The sequence below is a fragment of the Geomicrobium sp. JCM 19055 genome (assembly GCF_000698185.1).
In the GTDB taxonomy this organism is placed as follows: domain Bacteria; phylum Bacillota; class Bacilli; order Bacillales; family Marinococcaceae; genus Geomicrobium_A; species Geomicrobium_A sediminis.
Genome location: NZ_BAXL01000003.1, coordinates 52,778 through 70,685, shown reverse-complemented (window position 1 = coordinate 70,685; position 17,908 = coordinate 52,778). Strand labels below are relative to the sequence as shown.

Genomic DNA, 17,908 nt, shown 5'->3' with positions numbered 1-17,908 from the left:
ACACCTCATTTCATTTAATATGATTTCGAGATAACTCATCTGATTCATGGTATTCACTGTGTACTAACTTTAGAATAAGCTTACGAAATAAAAGAAACTACTAACGAAAGTTAGTAGTTTCATAAATTGTCGAAAAGTCTCACTCTATACAAATAGACGGCGAACAGAGTAACAAAAACGGCTACGGCTTATTTTATATCTCTGTCTAAAGGCAATGAAAAATAAAAGACACTCCCGACTTCAAGTTCACTTTCGACACTGATTCTTCCATGATGTCGAGTGATAATTTCTCTACAAATTGCCAATCCTAGACCTGATCCGCCTTGACGGTTAGCAAATCGTTTTTCATGATTCACTTGAAACGATCGATCAAATACGTACGGGAGTGCGGTATCCGGGATACCTCTCCCTTCATCTTTAATGCTTACATGGGCGAAGTGTTCATCACTGTGGACACTAACTGTAATTGAAGCAGATGGTTGTGAGAACTTTTGTGCATTACCTATGAGATTTATAAAGACTTGTTCAATTCTCAAAGGATCCATCGTCACAAACAGTGATGTATCTTCGCTTTGAAAAACTATCTTTACCTCGGACTCATTTACATTTTGTTCAAATTGGCGTACTAACGTACGTGTAAAAGCTACGAATTCAACTCGCTCATACTCAAATGAAAGTTGTTGGACTTCTAAAGAACTCAATGCGTGTAAGTCATCCAAAAACCGCTCCATGAGTTGAGATTTTTCATAAACGACAAGAAGATTCTTCGATGGATTAGGCAGAACGCCATCTAGCATCCCTCGAACATACCCTCGAATTGTCGTCAATGGCCCTCCAAGTTCGTGTGTTACATCAGCTAGCAGTTGCCTTCGCATCGATTCTAGTTTCGATAATTCATTGTTTACGTGTTGAAGCTGCTCTGTGCGCTCCTGCAAACGCAACGTCCGCTCTCTAATCTTCAATTCCAAAGACGCATTAAACCCTTGTAGTTCTCTTTTCATTTCTTCCATTTTGATGTAGGTAGCCAATGAAGAAATTACATAATTAATAAATTGAAGAAGAATATGGAAAGTAATTCCATATGCAAAAATCGTCCCAACGTAGTAGATATTTTGTATAAAGACCCATTCTAAAATTACAAGAAAGCCTAATAAACAAACGCCAATAAAATTAAAAATACCATTCGGATGCTTTTCAATCACTGCCCGAACAAGTAAGTACATAATATAACTCGCAACCCCTACATGAATGACCACAATGCCCCATAACTGAAAAGAACTAATGGGAATGAAAGGAACTACGATTAGACTCACAATTGAAAGCCAAGTGATCATGCGTTCAATGAAGGGATTTGAGTAACTAGTAAAATCCACTTTTGCATAAAGATATAAAAACAGCATTACCATAAATAAACTCATTACAATCAGTTTGTATTCAACAATCCAGGCTAAATTTGCAAGATAACCTGATTGAACAATCATAAGAAAGACGACTGTGAGCATAAACAATCCGTAATATAAGACTTGTTTCATATTACGATAAACACGATAAAAAGCTAAATAGCAAATGCCAAATAAAGCTAGTCCACTTAACGGAATAGCTGCCATCGCTTCATTTATACTGTACCTTTTTACAATGTCACTGTGCGCACCGAACTTTATTTCTTTATACAAGCCACCACTTTTAACTAAGTAATCTTTTACGATTATTACAATCTGAACGTCATCTTGGTCACTTTCAAAAGGAATAATCACTTGCGACTCAGCAGGATGCTGTTCTCCGTTAATCCATAAACGAAAATTTCCGATTCTATTCGGAATATAAAGCGCTAACTGTTGCTCTGAAGTTTGCTGAACATCAATGCTTGTCTGATAAGCAATAGAGCCATTATAATCATAACGATCGAGCGAAAACAGACGATGTGGTACTTCGAGAAATTCCCAATCATCGTGCTCAACGTGCTCAACGTGCTCATTCCAACTCGCGAAGTCTTCATTTGCTACTTTCCACACCCCATCTAATGAGAGAACCCCTTCTCCATCATAGATGAAATGACTACGTTCATTTGCTTGAATGATCGTAGAAAAAAAGCTGAAGCTAACCAACGAACATAGAAAAACAACAAGTATTGAGCGCCTCCGAGTATTCATTCACATTCTCCTCTAATCGGTTCAAATGATCCACTCGTTTTGCTTAAAGGATGCCAACTTCTCTTGCTTTCGTAATGGCTTGTGTTCGATTTTTTTACGTTTAACTTCTTGAAGATCACGTGATTGTACCCTTTAATTGTTCCTTCAGAGAGATACAAACGATTGGCAATTTCTTTATTTGTGTATCCTCGATTTAGCAACAGTAACGTTTCAATTTCACGATTTGTTAAAGACTCAAACAACTGACTAGAATTATTCGTATATTCAGACACCAAACGATAGCGCCGTATGTTCGCTATAACTCGAGCAACTAGAATCTCTGGTTCGAACGGTTTCGTAATGTAGTCATCTCCGCCTACATCTAACCCTAAGATCACATCTTTCATCTCCCTACGACTTGTCAAAAACAAAATCGGGATCGTGGAACTCCTACGAATTTCTTTACATAATGAGAGACCATCGATATCAGGAAGACCGATATCCAAAAGTAATAAATGAGGCTGAAACGTCTTTAATTTATTTAGACCAACATAACCGCTTTTCGTCATCTCAACCTCAAATGATTCTCTAAGTAGATATTGTTGGATCAGGTACGATACATCTTTGTCATCCTCTATAATCAATACGCGATCGTGCTCCATCTCGTATACCTCATTTCGCAATTACTTTCTAACTACAAGCAAAGATACATCAATTACGAAAGTAAAGTTTTTGTTTTACATATAAAAACTTTAATCACAATACTTGTCATGTTATATAGACACAATTCCTATAAAAATGACTATCGTCATTATGTTTTATGACTATTGATCTCATTATATACCAAAATAAGATACCAACAACCCAAACAATTCAAATAATTATATAGTGACGATATTCATTCAATAAAAAAACCGCTACAACGCATATCGTCGTAGCGGTCTCTATCATTAAGAGCGTTTCTGTATAATAACATCTGTCGATCTGCCATCGGGCGATTGGCAGAAAACCAAAGGTCGTAGCCATTTACGTTAAAATCAAACGTATACATCCCTTCGCCTTCCGAAAAAGATGCTTTTACATTCGTTCCAAAATGACTGTTTAGCTCTTCTAACGTCATTCCAACTCTTGCTCCAAATATGTTCGTCGTCGGGTTACTAATCCAATATCCTGTCACTGGATGTGCGTCATCATACCAATCATAAAAATATCCATTCATGTCATACAAAATGTAAGGTCCACCTAAGAAAAAGCCTTCAAGCTTAGGCGTTCCCTTTGTTTTTATGACTTCATCTAGCAAGGTTCCCATCGGTAACATGCCTTCAATGTCACTTCCACCCGTACCTACAAATGAATAACTCGTGCGCCCTTCTTGGTATAATAACGTTGAACGTACGCCAAACGTTGCTTCTGTAGTGATCAGACGAATTGTTTCTAACCCTTCTAAACGATACGCGTCAAGAATGTCCACATCACCATCAAATGAGAAATTCTCTGGCGATAACCTTTCGATCTCCTCTGTAAAATGAACGTCAAATGTATAATCATCAACTTGTTGTACGCGAGTAATTCCAAGCTCCTTCGTATAGACGACACTTAACGCACGATCCATAAACGACGCAAACTGGCCTCGGGTCACTTGATTACGTGGGCGAAACGAACCGTCAGACGTTCTCGTTATTTCATGTTGAGAAAGAATGCTAATATTCGCACGGTGTGTTGCACTCGCATTCGTTAAATCCGTCACCGGGTCTTGATTCCCACCTTCAACAACTCGTTCAAGATCAAATGCTCGAACGAGTACGGTTGCCATTTGTTCACGACTAATCTGTGCGCTTGGATTAAAGTATTCATTACTACCCGTCATAACACCCGCTTCTTGCACTGCATAAATTGCAGCTGCTTGTGTATGATCACGGCGCACATCACGGTAAATTGACGCTGGCAATTCTCCTTCACCTGGTAAATGTAGTTCAAGAGCACGAGCAATCAATGTTGCGACTTGACCCCGACTAATGTTAGCACTCGGACGATATGTACCATCTTGATACCCTTGAATAATCCCTCGATCTGTCATACGCTCAATCGCTTCAAAATGAGTATTCGTTGCATCAACATCGAAGAATGATGGATCTTCATTCGCTTGGATGACGCTTGGGACTAATGCCATAGCTGCCATAGCAACCATTACGCTCGTTAGCTTCTTCATATTCTGTCTCCTCGCTACACACTTTCTTCTGATTATGACATAAGTCTTAGATTTTTTTCTCTATTTTCTAGTAATGGATTAACTTGTATACTTAAGGGAGCAAGGAGGATCAACTTATGAACATCATACAAGAAACCGAACGCTTACGCCTCCGGGAAATGAATCATGAAGATGTGATGCAACTGCTCACAATCTTTAGTGATCCTGTTGCTATGAAATACTATCCAGCGACAAAATCAAAATCCGAAACGAAAGAATGGATTGAATGGACGCTTGAAAATTATCGTAAATTTAATTTAGGGCTTTGGATTGTTGAAGATTTAGAAACCGGAATATTCCTAGGTCAATGTGGAATTGTCCCTCAGAAAGTGAACAAAAAGATTGAAATGGAAGTCGGTTATTTATTCAAACGAGAAGCTTGGGGAAATGGTTATGCGACTGAAGCCGCTTCCGCTTGTTGTGAGTATGCCAATGAGCAACTCGGAATTACGCGTCTCATCTCAATAATTGACCCTGCAAATGAACCTTCTGTGCGGGTTGCAAAACGAATTGGGATGACGTACGAACAACAAGTGGAAAAATGGGGGAAACTCGTAGACATTTATTGTTACTCTTAACATGAACAAATCCCGCAAACGGTGCGGGATTTCATTATACTTTCGCTGTTGAACGATTCATTAGCAATCCGTAAAGAAATGTAAATACAAGTCCGGAAAAACCAATGATTTGTGCCAATGTACTTGCAATTGCGGTAGGTGCAATAATTCCAAATACTAGTGCTGTTATGGATAGTACCATGCCGAAAACAATAAATAATAGTACATTTAACCTCATCATCTCTCACCTCTTATCTCTCTATTTAACTTATCTGCGCGCACCCTCTTATTAACATATTGTATATACCCTACTTTCTAGTATGCTAAACGTATATATTCGTCAGAATATTCAATCTTTACTCCAAATTGCAAATTCTCTCAATTATGCTAAAGACTTTCGCGCTTTTAATGTTATTCTTAATACTATACTTAACGGCAAATGAAATGTCAAGTGTTACTTTAAAATATTTACAGATCTAGTCCCAACCTTTATGATTAAAGAACGAATGTTCCCCTTTTTGTTGTACAACCCACACACAAATGTTCTTTTTGGCATATACCGTTAAAGAGGGGTGATATAAAATGCAGTGGATCGTTAAGCAACTATTGGACGAGTGCCCCGAACTAGAATCATTTATTCAGAATCATAGTAAACTGTTTGAACAGCCCATCATGCAGCATTTTTTATCTAGTCCACAAGCTAGGAATGTGTTCCTTCAGAGTATTCGCGAGCCAACTGACGCCAATCAACAGCGCTTAGATGATCATTCAAATCGTTTTATCTTAATGCACAATTTACCCATTATGTTTCCAAGACACTTTACTGGACTGCCATTCAATACGATCAAAAACGCCGAAAACAACGAACTAGGAATCCACTCATCGTGGACAACCCATTGGTCACAGATTATACGATCGCTGTTGAACCTGACTACTCAATCGTATGCGAAACACTCGACGTTCAATCATGGTCTTCCAATCCAAGACTCAGTCACGCCCTAACAAAGTTAACACCACAACAAAAGAAAATACTCATCGGTTATTACAAGTTCGAACTAACGAATCAAGAGATCGCGGATCAATTGAATGTTAGTCAACAAGCGGTCTCACGTATGCGCCTAGCAACCATTCGTTTTTTTACAAAACGTTATGAAAGAAGGAACTGGCAATGATTGAGATATCGTCACTTATTGAGATCATGTCCAAGTACGGGTTCCCGATTGCCATTAGTCTTTATTTATTGTTCCGATTTGAGCGAAGGTTAGAGCGCCTTGAACGACTTTTTATAGAGAAGGTAAGTGAGAGAAATGACGATGAATCATCCAAAAAAAATTGAAGAAATCATCCAACAATTCGAACCGAAAATCCGCAAGTGTTTGCTGGAAACAACCCCTGAAGAACGCGACGATTTAAGACAAGTTCTATACTTGAAGCTCACAGAAATCATCCAAACATTCAACGAAGACAATGCTCCCACGTTTGAAGAGTTCAAAAACCGCTTCCGGTCATAGTTCGAGGATCCCGCCCAGTTACTGGGCGGTTTTTTTGTTACTTAGACAATAAGGCACGGTCGTGGCTGGATGCAGTAGAGGCTGCCTTGCTTCACCATGCACCACGCTTGCTACACCATACCCCGCTCTTGCTTCACCATGACTCGCTCTTGCTACACCGCACCACGCGCTTGCTACACCACGACCGGCCCTTGCTACACCATACCCCGCGCTTGCTACGCCACGACCCGCTCTCGCTACACCATGCCCCGCGCTTCCTACACCATGACCGGCGCTTCCTATACCATGCCCTCCGCCAAAGACTTCTCGATCCAGACGGCGGCGAGTGTTCCTTCTCCCATTGCGATCGTCACTTGTTCGGCGTGTACGCCGACATCACCGGCGGCGTAGATGTGCTCGACGTTCGTTTTCTTCGTTCTTGCTTCAGTAATGAGGTGACCGTTTTCCATTCGTTCGCAGCCTAGTTTGCGTGCAAGATCTGATTGCGGCGTTATTTGCCCGAAAGCGATAAATGCGTGTTTTGCTTCAATTACTTCGCCCGAATGCAATGTTACTCCGTTAAATTGCCGGTCGGTGACGAGTGGGGATTGGATGCGCTCTTCAATGTATTGAACATTCATGTCACGTAGTAGTGCTTTATCTTTCTCACGTATTGCTTCTCTCGTATGATTAATATAAATGAGTTCGCTTGCCCAATGATGCAATCGTTTTGCCATATGAACGCCCGATTTCCCTGAACCAAGAATGAGGGCTTTTTTTTCCTTGGACTTCATATCCATCACAATCTGGACAAATGTATACGGTACTTCCGAGACACGATTCTAATTGCGGGAACGGGTTGGGGTCCGTCACACCGGTAGCAAATAAAAGTCGCTTCGCTTCATACGATTGACCGGATCGTGTTAATAATTGAAAATGATCTGTCCGTTCAATAGCTACGACTTCTTCTGTTTGATAGAGCACCCCGAGCATTTTCCCTTGCTGTTTGCCAATCTTTCTGAGTTCCTCACCACTTACTCCGTCTGGCCAGCCGAGGATGTTTCGATACTTTCGACAGAGTGTAGATCTTCCTTTGCCTTTATCGAGGACGAGCACATTTCGCTTATAACGTCCTAGCTGGATAGAGGCTTGAATTCCAGCAATTCCTCCTCCAATAATGACACAATCATAAAGAGCCATACTCATTCCCCCTAGCATAGCTAGCTTCTGTTCTAGACCCTTTTTCTATGCAATAAAAAAGACTTGCAAATGGATCGCAAGTCTAACGCTCATCTTCAATTTCGTGACGCAATGCATCAACACTGTCTCTTCTTCGACGGTTTTTCTCATCTATATCGTGCTGGTCTTTTTCGCTCATTTCACCTAGATGGGCTTGTTGAAAATTTTCCGCTTCATTTATGTTCTCAATCGTATCATTTATGATTCGTTCGATTCGATCTCCATTGCTTTCTTTGTGACTCATCAATATCACCCACTGTAATTTACCCAAAAAAAAGCGCAATATGCCTTGGGAGGGCATATTGCCAATAGGTATTACATAAAGGGGGATGTTTGAGAGCAAAACGTGGCGAGAACCTCGACAACGTCTTCTCAAATAAGTAATTGATAATGAATATCAATGTCACTTACTATATTAGATGGTTTTCACATGAGTGTCAATAACTAATTGAAAATAATTCTCACTACTTTCTCATTACGGTCATTGATGCTTCAGACACTGCGATTCCATTCACATAAATCGTCACGATGTGTGTACCAGGATAGTGCTTTCTAGTTGATAAATCAGCGAATGAATGCGTTCGTTCTCGTTTAACGATTTCACCAGTGCGATACGTTCGGTCCACAAGAAGGAACTTCTTCTCTGACTGCTTCCCGTTCGCTTTGACGAATTGAATGCCGTACTCGATCCGCATTAATCCTGCCTGTTCTACCGTAAAACCGTAATGCATCGTAATGCTTTCACCGATCACAATCGAGGGTGGTTCGATGTTCAACGCCCCGTCTCGGACTTGTCCACTGTATCCGAACAGCTCGTAGGCTTCAGGGAGGCTTTTTCGAATTAACGTTCGGCATCCGTGACGAATGATCCAATCCGTTCGTTCAGATTGCCCTTGCCATAATTTTGCCAGTTTTAGGACGTAGTTTGGGTGGTCTTTCGAAAAATCGTTAAGATGATTGGCGACGCTTTTTCGCACGTATTTGGACGGATCTTCCTTTAGTATTTCCAAAATCGCTGTCGTTTTCGTTGGATCTTTAATGAATCCTGACAGCGTCTTGCCCCAAGGCAATCTCGGTCTAGATCCTTCACTTGCGAGTCTTCTCACGTGTTCATCCTCACTCGTCGCCCATTTTTTCATAACGTTTACCATTTCAGCTTGGTCTTTTTCAATAAAAGGGCGCACGGCAAATTCTGAACTAGCATGTGGTGTGAAGCGCCGGAGCATTATCATCGACGTCTCCCAATGATCAATTCCATATTTTGCAACAAAATGAGGAAAGAACATGTAGCCCGAGGCACCTTTTGCATCTGCTGCGTCCGCTAAAATAGTTACCGCCTCTTCGTAATCAGCCGGTAAATGCATTCGGAGGGTTTCCGTAATTTTGTCGATTCGATTCATCATCTCGAGGTCTGCCCACGGTTCACGCTGGACGTCTTCGGCAAAAGCATCAATGTGAAAATCTTGATGCACACTTTGAACTTTCAGACCAATCGTTCGTAAATATTCTTGGTTAAACATGTTTTTAATCGCTTCTGCCATCTACCGTCAACTCCTGTTCAGGTTACTTGCTTTTTTACTAGTGTAAGCCAGAACTCGCCACAAAAAAAACTCCCCAGCATGTGGGGAGTACGTTCGTTTAGTGCCAACGTTGCGTAAGCATTTTGCGTTTCGTATAGAAGTTAATGCCGTCTTTTCCGTTTGCATGAAGGTCACCGTAGAACGAGTCTTTCCAACCTGAGAATGGGAAGAATGCCATCGGTGCGGGAACGTTTACGTTTACACCGAGCATCCCTACTTCAATGTCTTCACGGTATTCTCGCACTGCTTTTCCACTGTTCGTATAAAGAACGGAACCGTTACCGAACTTGGATTTGTTCGTCAGTTCAATCGCTTCTGTGAGGTCTTTCACGCGAACAATTGAAAGGACTGGTGCAAAGATTTCTTCTTGCCAGATTTTCATTTCTGGCGTGACGTGATCAAAAATACTTGCCCCTAAGAAATAACCATTACCAGCTTCAGTTGGCACATCTCGTCCATCCCTTACGAGCTTCGCGCCTTCACCGATTGCTTCTTCCATTTGTCCTTTTACTTTGTCTAAATGACTTTGGCGAATAACCGGTCCTAATGTAATCGAGCGATCACTGCCATCACCCATTAACAATTCATCGGCTGACTTCTTCAAACGTTCAACGAGTTCATCAGCAATTTCCTCAACGGCAACGACAACTGCTGTCGCCATACAACGTTGACCTGCGCTACCGAAGGCCCCGCTCGTAATCCCTTCAATTGTTTTATCAAGATCGGCATCTGCCAATACGATCGAATGGTTTTTTGCTCCAGCTAGTGCTTGTACTCTTTTTCCATAGCTAGCACCTGTTTTATATACGTATTCAGCGACTGGTTGTGAGCCAACGAAACTAATCGCTGGTACATCTTCGTGTTCCAACAAACCGTTCACAACGTCATGCGCACCGTGTACAAGGTTCAACACCCCTTTTGGAATGCCTGCTTCGGTTGCCAATCTACGAGTCTTTCTGCAAGAAGAGGTGTACGTTCTGAAGGTTTAAGAACGAACGTATTTCCTGTTGCAATCGCAAGTGGGAACATCCAACATGGCACCATCATTGGGAAGTTAAACGGTGTAATTCCACCAACGACCCCAACTGGATAACGATACATGCCCGATTCAATCCCTGTTGCAATCTCTGGCAAGCTCTCACCCATCATTAATGTTGGAGCGCCAGCTGCAAACTCCACGCACTCAATTCCACGCTGTACTTCTCCATAGGCATCATCAAACGTTTTACCGTTCTCTTTCGTAATCAATTCAGCAAGCTCATCATGCTTTCCAATGAGGAGTTGTTGATAATTAAATAAGTAGCGCGCACGCTTTGGCACAGGAACTTTCTTCCATGATTTAAAGGCTACTTTTGCAGCTTGTACAGCATCATCCACATCTTCTTTCGTTGATAATGGCGTTCTAGCAATTTCTTCACCCGTTGCTGGATTTGGAACAGATTCATATTCTGACGTTTTCGCTTTGACCCATTCACCGTTAATATAATTAGTTAGCATGTGTCTCGCTCCTTTTTGTGTATGAGTAGTTCATGAGTTGATCGTAAAGTTCTATAATTTCATCTTTTGTCGGCACTTTCGGATTTGTTGCAGGGCTTCCACTAATGAGCGCATCTTCCGCCATTTTTTTCTTTCACTAGATCAAATGCGTTTCGGTCAATTCCCCATTCTGACAGCGTTGGAATCTCAAGTTCTTCACATAAGTGCTCAATCTCTTCAACGAGCCAGTTGCTTAGCTCTTCATCGGATTCATCTTTAACGTCTGTATTGATCATTCTAGCAATCGTTGCCAAATCTTTTTGGCAGTCTACTTTCGTATATTCCAATACGATCGGAAGTAACATTGCATTCGACACTCCGTGGGGAACGTGGAAAACAGCTCCTAATGGTCGCGACATTCCGTGTACAAGACATGTCGATGCGTTAGAAAATGCCATCCCTGCAAGCATTGAACCGTAAATCATTTGGTCCCGAGCTTCCAAATTATCGCCGTTATGATAAGCTTCGCGAATGTTCGCATAAAGCAACTCAATTGCTTGTAAGCTTAACGTGCGTGTGAATGGTTGTGCTTTTCGACTTATGAGTGATTCAATGGCATGTGTGAGTGCGTCAACACCGGTCGCGGCAGTTACCGACTTCGGGGTTGAGACAGTTAATACCGGATCAACGATCGCAACAAGCGGCATAAAGGCTTGTTGTTTGATCATCATTTTAATGTCTTCTTTCGTATCTGTAATGACCGTAACATCCGTCGCTTCAGACCCTGTACCACCAGTCGTTGGCACTGTAATGAGCGGCAGCGGCTTTACTGTTGCTAATTGTTTTTGATTCATATAGTCATGGATTCGCCCCGTGTTGGTCGCAAGCACCGCAACGGCTTTAGCTGTATCAATGCAGCTACCACCTCCTAAAGCAATAACATGATCACATTGTTCAGCTCTCAACAACTGTAACGCCTCGTCGACGTATGTATCTTTCGGCTCAGTCTCCACGCTAAGTAATCCACATAAGAAACGTCTGCCGAATGTAAATGATCATGAAGTTGCTGAACATTTCCGAGCTGTTCCATTATTCGATCACTTACGATTAAAGCTTTGGATCCGAGCTTGTTCGCTTCTTCACCGACGCCTAAAAAGCTGTCCTTACCGTAATGAATGATTTGAGGAAGATGTACAATACGTTTTACCAATGGAATCCCTCCTTACTACGCTTTATTGCAAAAGCGATGCCAGAGTGAAACCGTTGTTGTTCTAAGACGTATGTTTTTGCACTGTCGCAAAAAGCGACACTTACTGTTGCAACTTCCGATACAATGTCGCACGATGAATGCCTAATTTCTCAGCTGCCTTCGTTTTATTCCCTCCTACTTCTTGAAGTACACGCTCAAGTTCTGAACAATCATCATCATTCTCAAGATCTTGACTAGTAAACGGCTCGGGTAGGTGGTCAACAAATACGTGTTGTCCATCTGTCATCGTAACAACATAATCTACCACATTTACGAGCTCTCGAACGTTACCTGGCCAGTGATACTGCAATAATAACTGCATTGCTTCTTCACTAATTGCTTTTTTTCTCAACTTCATACTCTTGAGCAAGTCGCTCCATATGAAAGCCGAGCAATTTAGGAATGTCTTCTTTTCGCTCTCGCAAAGGCGGTACTGTTAAACGAATAACATGGAGACGATAAAATAAATCTTGTCGGAATTGACCTTCTTGAACGAGTGCTTTTAAATCTTTGTTCGTCGCAGCGACAATTCGGAAGTCGCTATGAATGACTTGTTCACTACCGATTCTTACAATTTCTTTCGTTTCAAGTATGCGGAGAATCTTCGCTTGCATTGATGATGACATTTCTGATACTTCGTCGAGAAAAAGGGTTCCACCGTGTGCTTGTTCAAATTTCCCACGTCTTCCTCCTTTACGAGCATCAGTAAACGCCCCACCTTCATAGCCAAACAGCTCAGACTCGAGCAAGTTCTCTGGAAATGCTGAACAATTAATTGCTACAAAGGGTCCTTCTGAGCGTGAACTCATATGATGAATGCCTTGTGCAAACAACTCTTTACCTGTTCCACTTTCCCCTTGGATGACAACGGAAGCTTTCGTGCGCGACGCTTTTCTTGCGAGACTTTTCACTCGTTGAATGCTCGGACTTTTGCCGATCATCGTTTCAAACGTTTGCACTGCACCTTGTTTCTCCGTCTTTACAGCCTTCGCCTTTGACGTGGCTTCATATTGCAAAATGCGATGCAACTCGGTCATCCCTTCAAAGATTAACATTCCAACCGCTCCAACGATTTCGCCTTCTTGCCAGATTGGCAATCGATGAACGACCATCTTCTGACCTTGAATTGTTTGGACTTTGCCCCGCTCTGGAATGCCCGTCTTTACAACTTGATGAAGTTCTGTGTTATCAATAACAGACGTCACGTCACGCCCGATCACATCACGTTCTTTCAGTCCACCGAGAAAATCTCGATACGATTGATTCATCGACGTAATCGTTTGATTACGATCAATGATGACGATCCCTTCATACGCAGAGTCAAAGATTAACGATAATGTGGCACCGTCTTGATCTCGGACCGTTTGGAGCGTACGTTGGGTGATGACACCAACGATTCGGTCACCATCAATCACAACCGATAACATTCGCTGTTCAACAGGGAATGGATCACTTTTCTTCACACATTGAACCGGCAACAACTCGTGTTTTGGAAGAATGTATTCACTCGAACTTTCCTCTAGACGCTTTGCAATGAATTCAAGTGTCAATGTACCGATCGGTTGGTCGTGCTGATCGATGATAACAATTGGATGCTCCGTTTGCACAACGATCGTTAACCACGTTTGCATATCCTGATTTTCAAATGCCACGATAGTTGCTTGCTCGCTTTTCTCACCGCACGTAAACGTTTTGTACGTAACATCCATGTTCATGCCAACTCGTCCTGCTTATTACGTTCATACTCTTCCTTTAACATACTCATCAGTATTTCATCACGTCTAATGCCGTTCACATGAATAGCTTGCCGCCGAGCGCCTTCGCGAACAAACCGGTTTTTCATATGCCCGGATTGCCCTCACATTGTGGGACAACACCTCAAGTTCAAATCGATTCAATTGCAACGTTTCAAATACATACGCTTGCAACAAACGTACCGCTTCACTCCCGTATCCTTTGTTCCGATCTTTGCGTTGGTGAAGGGCAATTCGAAATCCACAAACTGAATGATGTTCGTCAATATCTATAATTGCCGCATCGCCGATCGTTCCGTTCTGACCTTGGTGATAAATTGCAAAATCAACCCTTGTAGAATCTTGAGCGAACCTTTCATATGCCTCTTTAATCTGCTTCTTTGTAAATGTGTGTCTCGTACCCGTTAAATCTAAACTTTCTGAATCACTCATACTTAAAAAAATGCTGTCATAATCCGACGAATCAATGGATTTAAGTTGTATGTTCATCACACTTGCTCCTTCCAATTCTCGCAAAAATATGTTTAAGTCTTAGTGGAGGCATTTATTTTATAGCTTTTTATACATAGGTAAAGTGAGGTCTTGCACGTGAATTCACAGCAATTTTCACCGTATATCACGTTCGAAAGAACCCAGTGGGCAGATTTTAGACAAATGAGCGACTGGTCACTAACCGATGTCGATTTACGCGAATTACAAGGATTAAATGAGCGATTGTCGATGACGGAAGTGGCTGACATTTACGTCCCACTATCTCGTCTTTTACATTTACATTATACCAAAGCAAAAGAATTACATCAGGATACAAACCGATTCTTGCAATTGGATACGCTTACAGTTCCTTTTATAATCGGGATCGCAGGAAGTGTCGCAGTTGGAAAAAGCACGACGGCTCGGATCATCGAACATTTAGTATCCCAATGGCCTGGAAAACCACGAGTTGAACTTGTCACAACTGATGGTTTCTTATACTCCAATGAACAACTCGAAGAACTTGGTCTTATGAAGAAAAAAGGCTTCCCGGAGAGCTTCGATGTATCGCGTCTCTTTAGGTTTTTATCTGAATTGAAGTCCGGAGAAGAACGCGTCACCGCTCCTCTTTATTCTCATATGAAATACAACGTTCTACAAGATGAAGAGCAAGTGTTAATGCGACCAGACGTCGTTATCGTGGAAGGGATTAACGTTTTGCAACCACCAAAGCTTGAAAAACACCAAGCGAGAACGTTCGTGTCAGATTTCTTTGACGTTTCAATGTACATCGACGCCGAGGAACCGATGATTGAACAATGGTACAAAAACCGCTTCAACTTACTTAGAAAAACATCGTTCCAACAGCCGGAATCCTACTTCCAGAAATTCAAAGACTTAACTGAAGACGAAGCACGAGCTGTTTCAGACCGTATTTGGAAAGAAACCAATCGAGTAAACCTCGTTGAAAATATTCTTCCGACAAGAAACCGTGCCGACCTAATCTTACAAAAAGGTGAGGGCCACAAAGTCGAACGGATTCACGTTCGAAAGTTGTAAAAAGGAACGCTGCATGCAGCGTTCCTTTTTACTGTTCTTCTAACACGTCGATCAACTGCTGAAACCCTTTTTTTAGCTTCTTTAAACGTGAACATCGGATACATATGCATCATGCTTTTCGCTTCGATGTATGTAACTTTCTTTCCTTCGCCTTCTGCCTTCTCTACGAACTTCTTCACATCTGGCTGTAAAATATCATGCGTTCCCATGAAAATCGTAAGCTCCGAATCAAAATCAGATGTACCATATGCTGGGCTGATCAATGGGTTATCCAGTTCCAAATCACCAGCGTACCAGCGTCCCGCCTCTTTAACACCAGGTGTCGCTAAAAATACATCTTTGCTTTCTATTTTTTTTATGGCAGTATTCGTCATGGACACGTCTAACCACGGTGAAATTAGTATGGTTTTGTCAGGTTGCTCTTGATCGTTTTCTTTTAACTTTTGGACGAGCGATAAAGCAAGCCCTGCCCCTGCTGAATCCCCCATAATGACATCTGGAAAGCGATCGTGAAGAATCTCTTCAGTAGTAGCGATCGTTTCTTCGTACGTATGTTCAGGTGCTAACGGATACAAAGGAACAGTGATTGTACAAGGGAAATGTTCAATGATGCGTTGTAAGAAATACCAATGAGTGACCGTAATATGGTGAACATACGCTCCGCCATGCAAATAAAATAGATGACGTTTCGGGGTCTCGCCCTTTGGACGCAACACATAGACAGGAACATTGCCATAATCTAATCGTTCTACATCCAAGTTCGTTAACACCTTCAATGGCGGCGTATAATCTAGGTGCCGTCTCGTTTCAATCCCTTTTCGCAACGACTCGCCTGTTTGTTGCCAAAACTGCTTTCGCCTCGTCACTTTTAACATAAATTTGAACATTCGACTCCCTGCACTTTCCATCCGCTGCCTCCTCTACGCTGTTTGATTTTATTATAACAAAACCGCTACTCAAAACATTGTACACTCGTCGTACGAGCCTTCCACAAAATTGGATTGCTTCTAATTGGTTAGTCTATCACCGGCAGGTCTTAATTATATCTTCGTGGCCAATCAAGACGACAATACGATTTCAGTAATTGACGGAAATACGAATAGAGAAATTGCTATAATTCCTGTAGGTTCAAACCCAATCGGGATCAGCGTAAATCCAGTTACAAACCTCGTCTACGTAACAAACTTTCTCGACAATACAGTTTCCGTCATTGATGCGATTACTTTCGAAGACATCGTAACGATTGATGTAGGGGACTTGCCTTATAACGTAAGTGTTAATCCAATTACAAATCGGATTTATGTAGTAAATTACGGGAGCTTTGATGTCTCTATCATTGATGGTGACACAAACACGGTTATTGCGACAGTTCCTGTCGGTATCATTCCACTTGAACTCGATATCAATGTTGTCACCAATACAATTTATGTGACGAACTCTTTAGATAACACCGTTTCTGTAATTGATGGGAATTCGAACACAAACGTTGCTACAATCACAGTTGGATTTTCCCCTTTTGGAGTAGGAGTAAACTCACAAACAAACTTGATCTATGTTGCAAATAACTTTGACAACACAGTTTCGATAATTGATGGAACTACGAACCAAGAACTCGAAAGAATCAATGTCGGACTTGGTCCATACGGCGTCAACGTGAATGAAACGACAAATCGAATTTATGTTACAAACTTTTTCGAGAATTCGGTCTCGGTCATTGACGGGAACACAAATGATGTCGTTGCAAGCATTCAAGTCGGGGAGGAGCCTATTGCTATAGCCATCAATCTTACTCTAAATATAATTTATGTCACAAATCAAGCGGATAATACCGTCTCCGTTATTGACGGGAATACGAATTTAATAATTGCAACGATTCCTGTTGGAAGCTTCCCATTTGGTCTTGACGTTCTTCCTTAACGTAGTCATTAAAAAAACGGCCCCGTCGTCGGGACCGTTTCCATACTTCATTTAGTTGCTTGCTGTAATTGCTTTTGCAATTGTTACTGTACGCTTTGCTTGGTTTGCAATGGCTTCATCAAGTTTGTTTTCTTGAATGTTCCCTTCACCGTCAACGGTTGCGCTCGTTCCGTACGGGTTACCGCCTGATTCAAATGTAACTGGGTCTGTATACCTGGTGCGGCAATAATTGTTCCCCAGTGGAACATAGTTTTGTAAAGAGCAAGAACCGTTGCTTCTTGACCACCGTGTGGGTTTTGCGCTGAACTCATCGCACTTACGACTTTGTTAACAAGCTTTCCTTGAGCCCAAAGACCGCCTGCTTGGTCGATGTATTGTTTTACTTGACCTGGTACGTTACCAAAGCGAGTTGGTACGCTCCAAATGATGGCATCTGCCCAGTCAAGATCGTCCATTGTTGCTTCTGGTACATCTTGTGTTGCTTCATAGTGCGCTTTCCATGCTGGATTAGACTCAATCGCTGCCATCGGTGCAAGTTCTGGAACTTTAACTAGCTTGACTTCTGCGCCTTCTTTTTCTGCAGCTTCTTTTGCCCAGTTTGCCATTTTGTAGTTTGTTCCTGTTGAACTGTAATAAATAATTGCTACTTTAACCATGATATCCTTCTCCTTTGTTGGTTCTTCAGTATGGTCTTTCCCGAATAATCTAGCTAAAAATCCCATAATTTCTCTCTCCCTCT

Annotated in this window: 15 protein-coding genes and 5 pseudogenes; 6 read left to right on the top strand and 14 right to left on the bottom strand. The window is 41.8% G+C overall.

Annotated features, from left to right (window positions below):
* Window positions 1–188 precede the first annotated feature (188 nt).
* From JCM19055_RS03985 to JCM19055_RS03975, 3 genes are all read right to left on the bottom strand, one after another.
* The gene (locus JCM19055_RS03985; RefSeq protein ID WP_265181769.1) at window positions 189–2,105 is read right to left on the bottom strand and encodes a cell wall metabolism sensor histidine kinase WalK; all 1,917 of its coding nucleotides are present in this window, start codon (window positions 2,103–2,105) and stop codon (window positions 189–191) included.
* Window positions 2,106–2,146: 41 nt separating this feature from the next.
* Window positions 2,147–2,791 carry a response regulator gene (locus JCM19055_RS22585; protein ID WP_052365879.1) on the bottom strand — a complete coding sequence of 215 codons (645 nt, stop codon included), beginning with the start codon at window positions 2,789–2,791 and terminating at the stop codon, window positions 2,147–2,149.
* Window positions 2,792–3,027: 236 nt separating this feature from the next.
* On the bottom strand, window positions 3,028–4,338 hold the full coding sequence (locus JCM19055_RS03975; RefSeq protein WP_042358649.1) for an S-layer homology domain-containing protein: 1,311 nt from the start codon (window positions 4,336–4,338) through the stop codon (window positions 3,028–3,030).
* A 116-nt stretch (window positions 4,339–4,454) separates the two neighbouring features.
* Between JCM19055_RS03975 and JCM19055_RS03970 the strand changes: the two genes are divergently transcribed.
* The gene (locus JCM19055_RS03970; protein WP_042358647.1) at window positions 4,455–4,955 is read left to right on the top strand and encodes a GNAT family N-acetyltransferase; all 501 of its coding nucleotides are present in this window, start codon (window positions 4,455–4,457) and stop codon (window positions 4,953–4,955) included.
* A 34-nt stretch (window positions 4,956–4,989) separates the two neighbouring features.
* Here the strand turns inward: JCM19055_RS03970 and JCM19055_RS03965 are convergent, their stop codons facing one another.
* Window positions 4,990–5,175 (bottom strand): hypothetical protein, encoded by a 186-nt coding sequence (locus JCM19055_RS03965; protein WP_152549739.1) that lies wholly within the window; start codon window positions 5,173–5,175, stop codon window positions 4,990–4,992.
* A 538-nt stretch (window positions 5,176–5,713) separates the two neighbouring features.
* On the opposite strand from JCM19055_RS03965, the pseudogene JCM19055_RS03960 reads away from it, so the two are divergent.
* From JCM19055_RS03960 to JCM19055_RS27040, 3 genes and pseudogenes are all read left to right on the top strand, one after another.
* Window positions 5,714–6,106: pseudogene (locus JCM19055_RS03960) on the top strand (RNA polymerase sigma factor); the annotation flags it as partial.
* Window positions 6,103–6,270 carry a YvrJ family protein gene (locus JCM19055_RS25125; protein WP_081833418.1) on the top strand — a complete coding sequence of 56 codons (168 nt, stop codon included), beginning with the start codon at window positions 6,103–6,105 and terminating at the stop codon, window positions 6,268–6,270. The pseudogene JCM19055_RS03960 and the gene JCM19055_RS25125, both read left to right, overlap by 4 nt.
* Complete coding sequence (locus JCM19055_RS27040; RefSeq protein WP_152549401.1) at window positions 6,248–6,445, top strand: hypothetical protein; 198 nt, start codon at window positions 6,248–6,250, stop codon at window positions 6,443–6,445. The genes JCM19055_RS25125 and JCM19055_RS27040 overlap by 23 nt, the downstream gene beginning before the upstream one ends.
* Before the next feature lie 278 nt (window positions 6,446–6,723).
* Here JCM19055_RS27040 and JCM19055_RS03950 read toward each other — a convergent pair.
* The 8 genes and pseudogenes from JCM19055_RS03950 to JCM19055_RS03920 all read right to left on the bottom strand — a co-directional run bounded on the left by JCM19055_RS03950 (window position 6,724) and on the right by JCM19055_RS03920 (window position 14,211).
* Window positions 6,724–7,624, bottom strand: a pseudogene (locus JCM19055_RS03950) (NAD(P)/FAD-dependent oxidoreductase).
* Window positions 7,625–7,706: 82 nt separating this feature from the next.
* Window positions 7,707–7,907: a hypothetical protein gene (locus JCM19055_RS03945; RefSeq protein ID WP_042358641.1), complete on the bottom strand. Its 201-nt coding sequence runs from the start codon at window positions 7,905–7,907 to the stop codon at window positions 7,707–7,709.
* A gap of 220 nt (window positions 7,908–8,127) precedes the next feature.
* A complete protein-coding gene (locus JCM19055_RS03940) occupies window positions 8,128–9,204 on the bottom strand; it encodes a DNA alkylation repair protein (RefSeq protein ID WP_042358639.1) in 1,077 nt (358 codons plus the stop codon).
* A gap of 97 nt (window positions 9,205–9,301) precedes the next feature.
* Window positions 9,302–10,740: pseudogene (locus JCM19055_RS03935) on the bottom strand (CoA-acylating methylmalonate-semialdehyde dehydrogenase).
* Window positions 10,730–11,929 (bottom strand): annotated as a pseudogene (locus JCM19055_RS03930) (iron-containing alcohol dehydrogenase). The pseudogenes JCM19055_RS03935 and JCM19055_RS03930 overlap by 11 nt, the downstream one beginning before the upstream one ends.
* Window positions 11,930–12,029: 100 nt before the next feature.
* Window positions 12,030–12,320, bottom strand: a complete 291-nt coding sequence (locus JCM19055_RS22580) for a helix-turn-helix domain-containing protein (RefSeq protein WP_193745300.1) — start codon at window positions 12,318–12,320, stop codon at window positions 12,030–12,032.
* Window positions 12,301–13,683 (bottom strand): sigma-54-dependent Fis family transcriptional regulator, encoded by a 1,383-nt coding sequence (locus JCM19055_RS03925; RefSeq protein ID WP_052365877.1) that lies wholly within the window; start codon window positions 13,681–13,683, stop codon window positions 12,301–12,303. The genes JCM19055_RS22580 and JCM19055_RS03925 overlap by 20 nt, the downstream gene beginning before the upstream one ends.
* 66 nt (window positions 13,684–13,749) lie before the next feature.
* Window positions 13,750–14,211: a GNAT family N-acetyltransferase gene (locus JCM19055_RS03920; RefSeq protein ID WP_152549738.1), complete on the bottom strand. Its 462-nt coding sequence runs from the start codon at window positions 14,209–14,211 to the stop codon at window positions 13,750–13,752.
* A 165-nt stretch (window positions 14,212–14,376) separates the two neighbouring features.
* Between JCM19055_RS03920 and coaA the strand changes: the two genes are divergently transcribed.
* Window positions 14,377–15,252, top strand: coding sequence for a type I pantothenate kinase (gene coaA, locus JCM19055_RS03915; protein ID WP_239575423.1), 876 nt, complete (start codon window positions 14,377–14,379; stop codon window positions 15,250–15,252).
* Here the strand turns inward: coaA and JCM19055_RS03910 are convergent.
* A complete protein-coding gene (locus tag JCM19055_RS03910) occupies window positions 15,234–16,160 on the bottom strand; it encodes an alpha/beta hydrolase fold domain-containing protein (RefSeq protein ID WP_042358637.1) in 927 nt (308 codons plus the stop codon). The genes coaA and JCM19055_RS03910 overlap by 19 nt on opposite strands.
* 103 nt (window positions 16,161–16,263) lie before the next feature.
* Between JCM19055_RS03910 and JCM19055_RS03905 the strand changes: the two genes are divergently transcribed.
* On the top strand, window positions 16,264–17,169 hold the full coding sequence (locus JCM19055_RS03905) for a hypothetical protein (RefSeq protein ID WP_052365876.1): 906 nt from the start codon (window positions 16,264–16,266) through the stop codon (window positions 17,167–17,169).
* 51 nt (window positions 17,170–17,220) lie between these two features.
* On the opposite strand, the pseudogene wrbA reads toward JCM19055_RS03905, so the two are convergent.
* A pseudogene (gene wrbA / locus JCM19055_RS03900) lies at window positions 17,221–17,891 on the bottom strand (NAD(P)H:quinone oxidoreductase).
* Window positions 17,892–17,908: the final 17 nt, after the last annotated feature.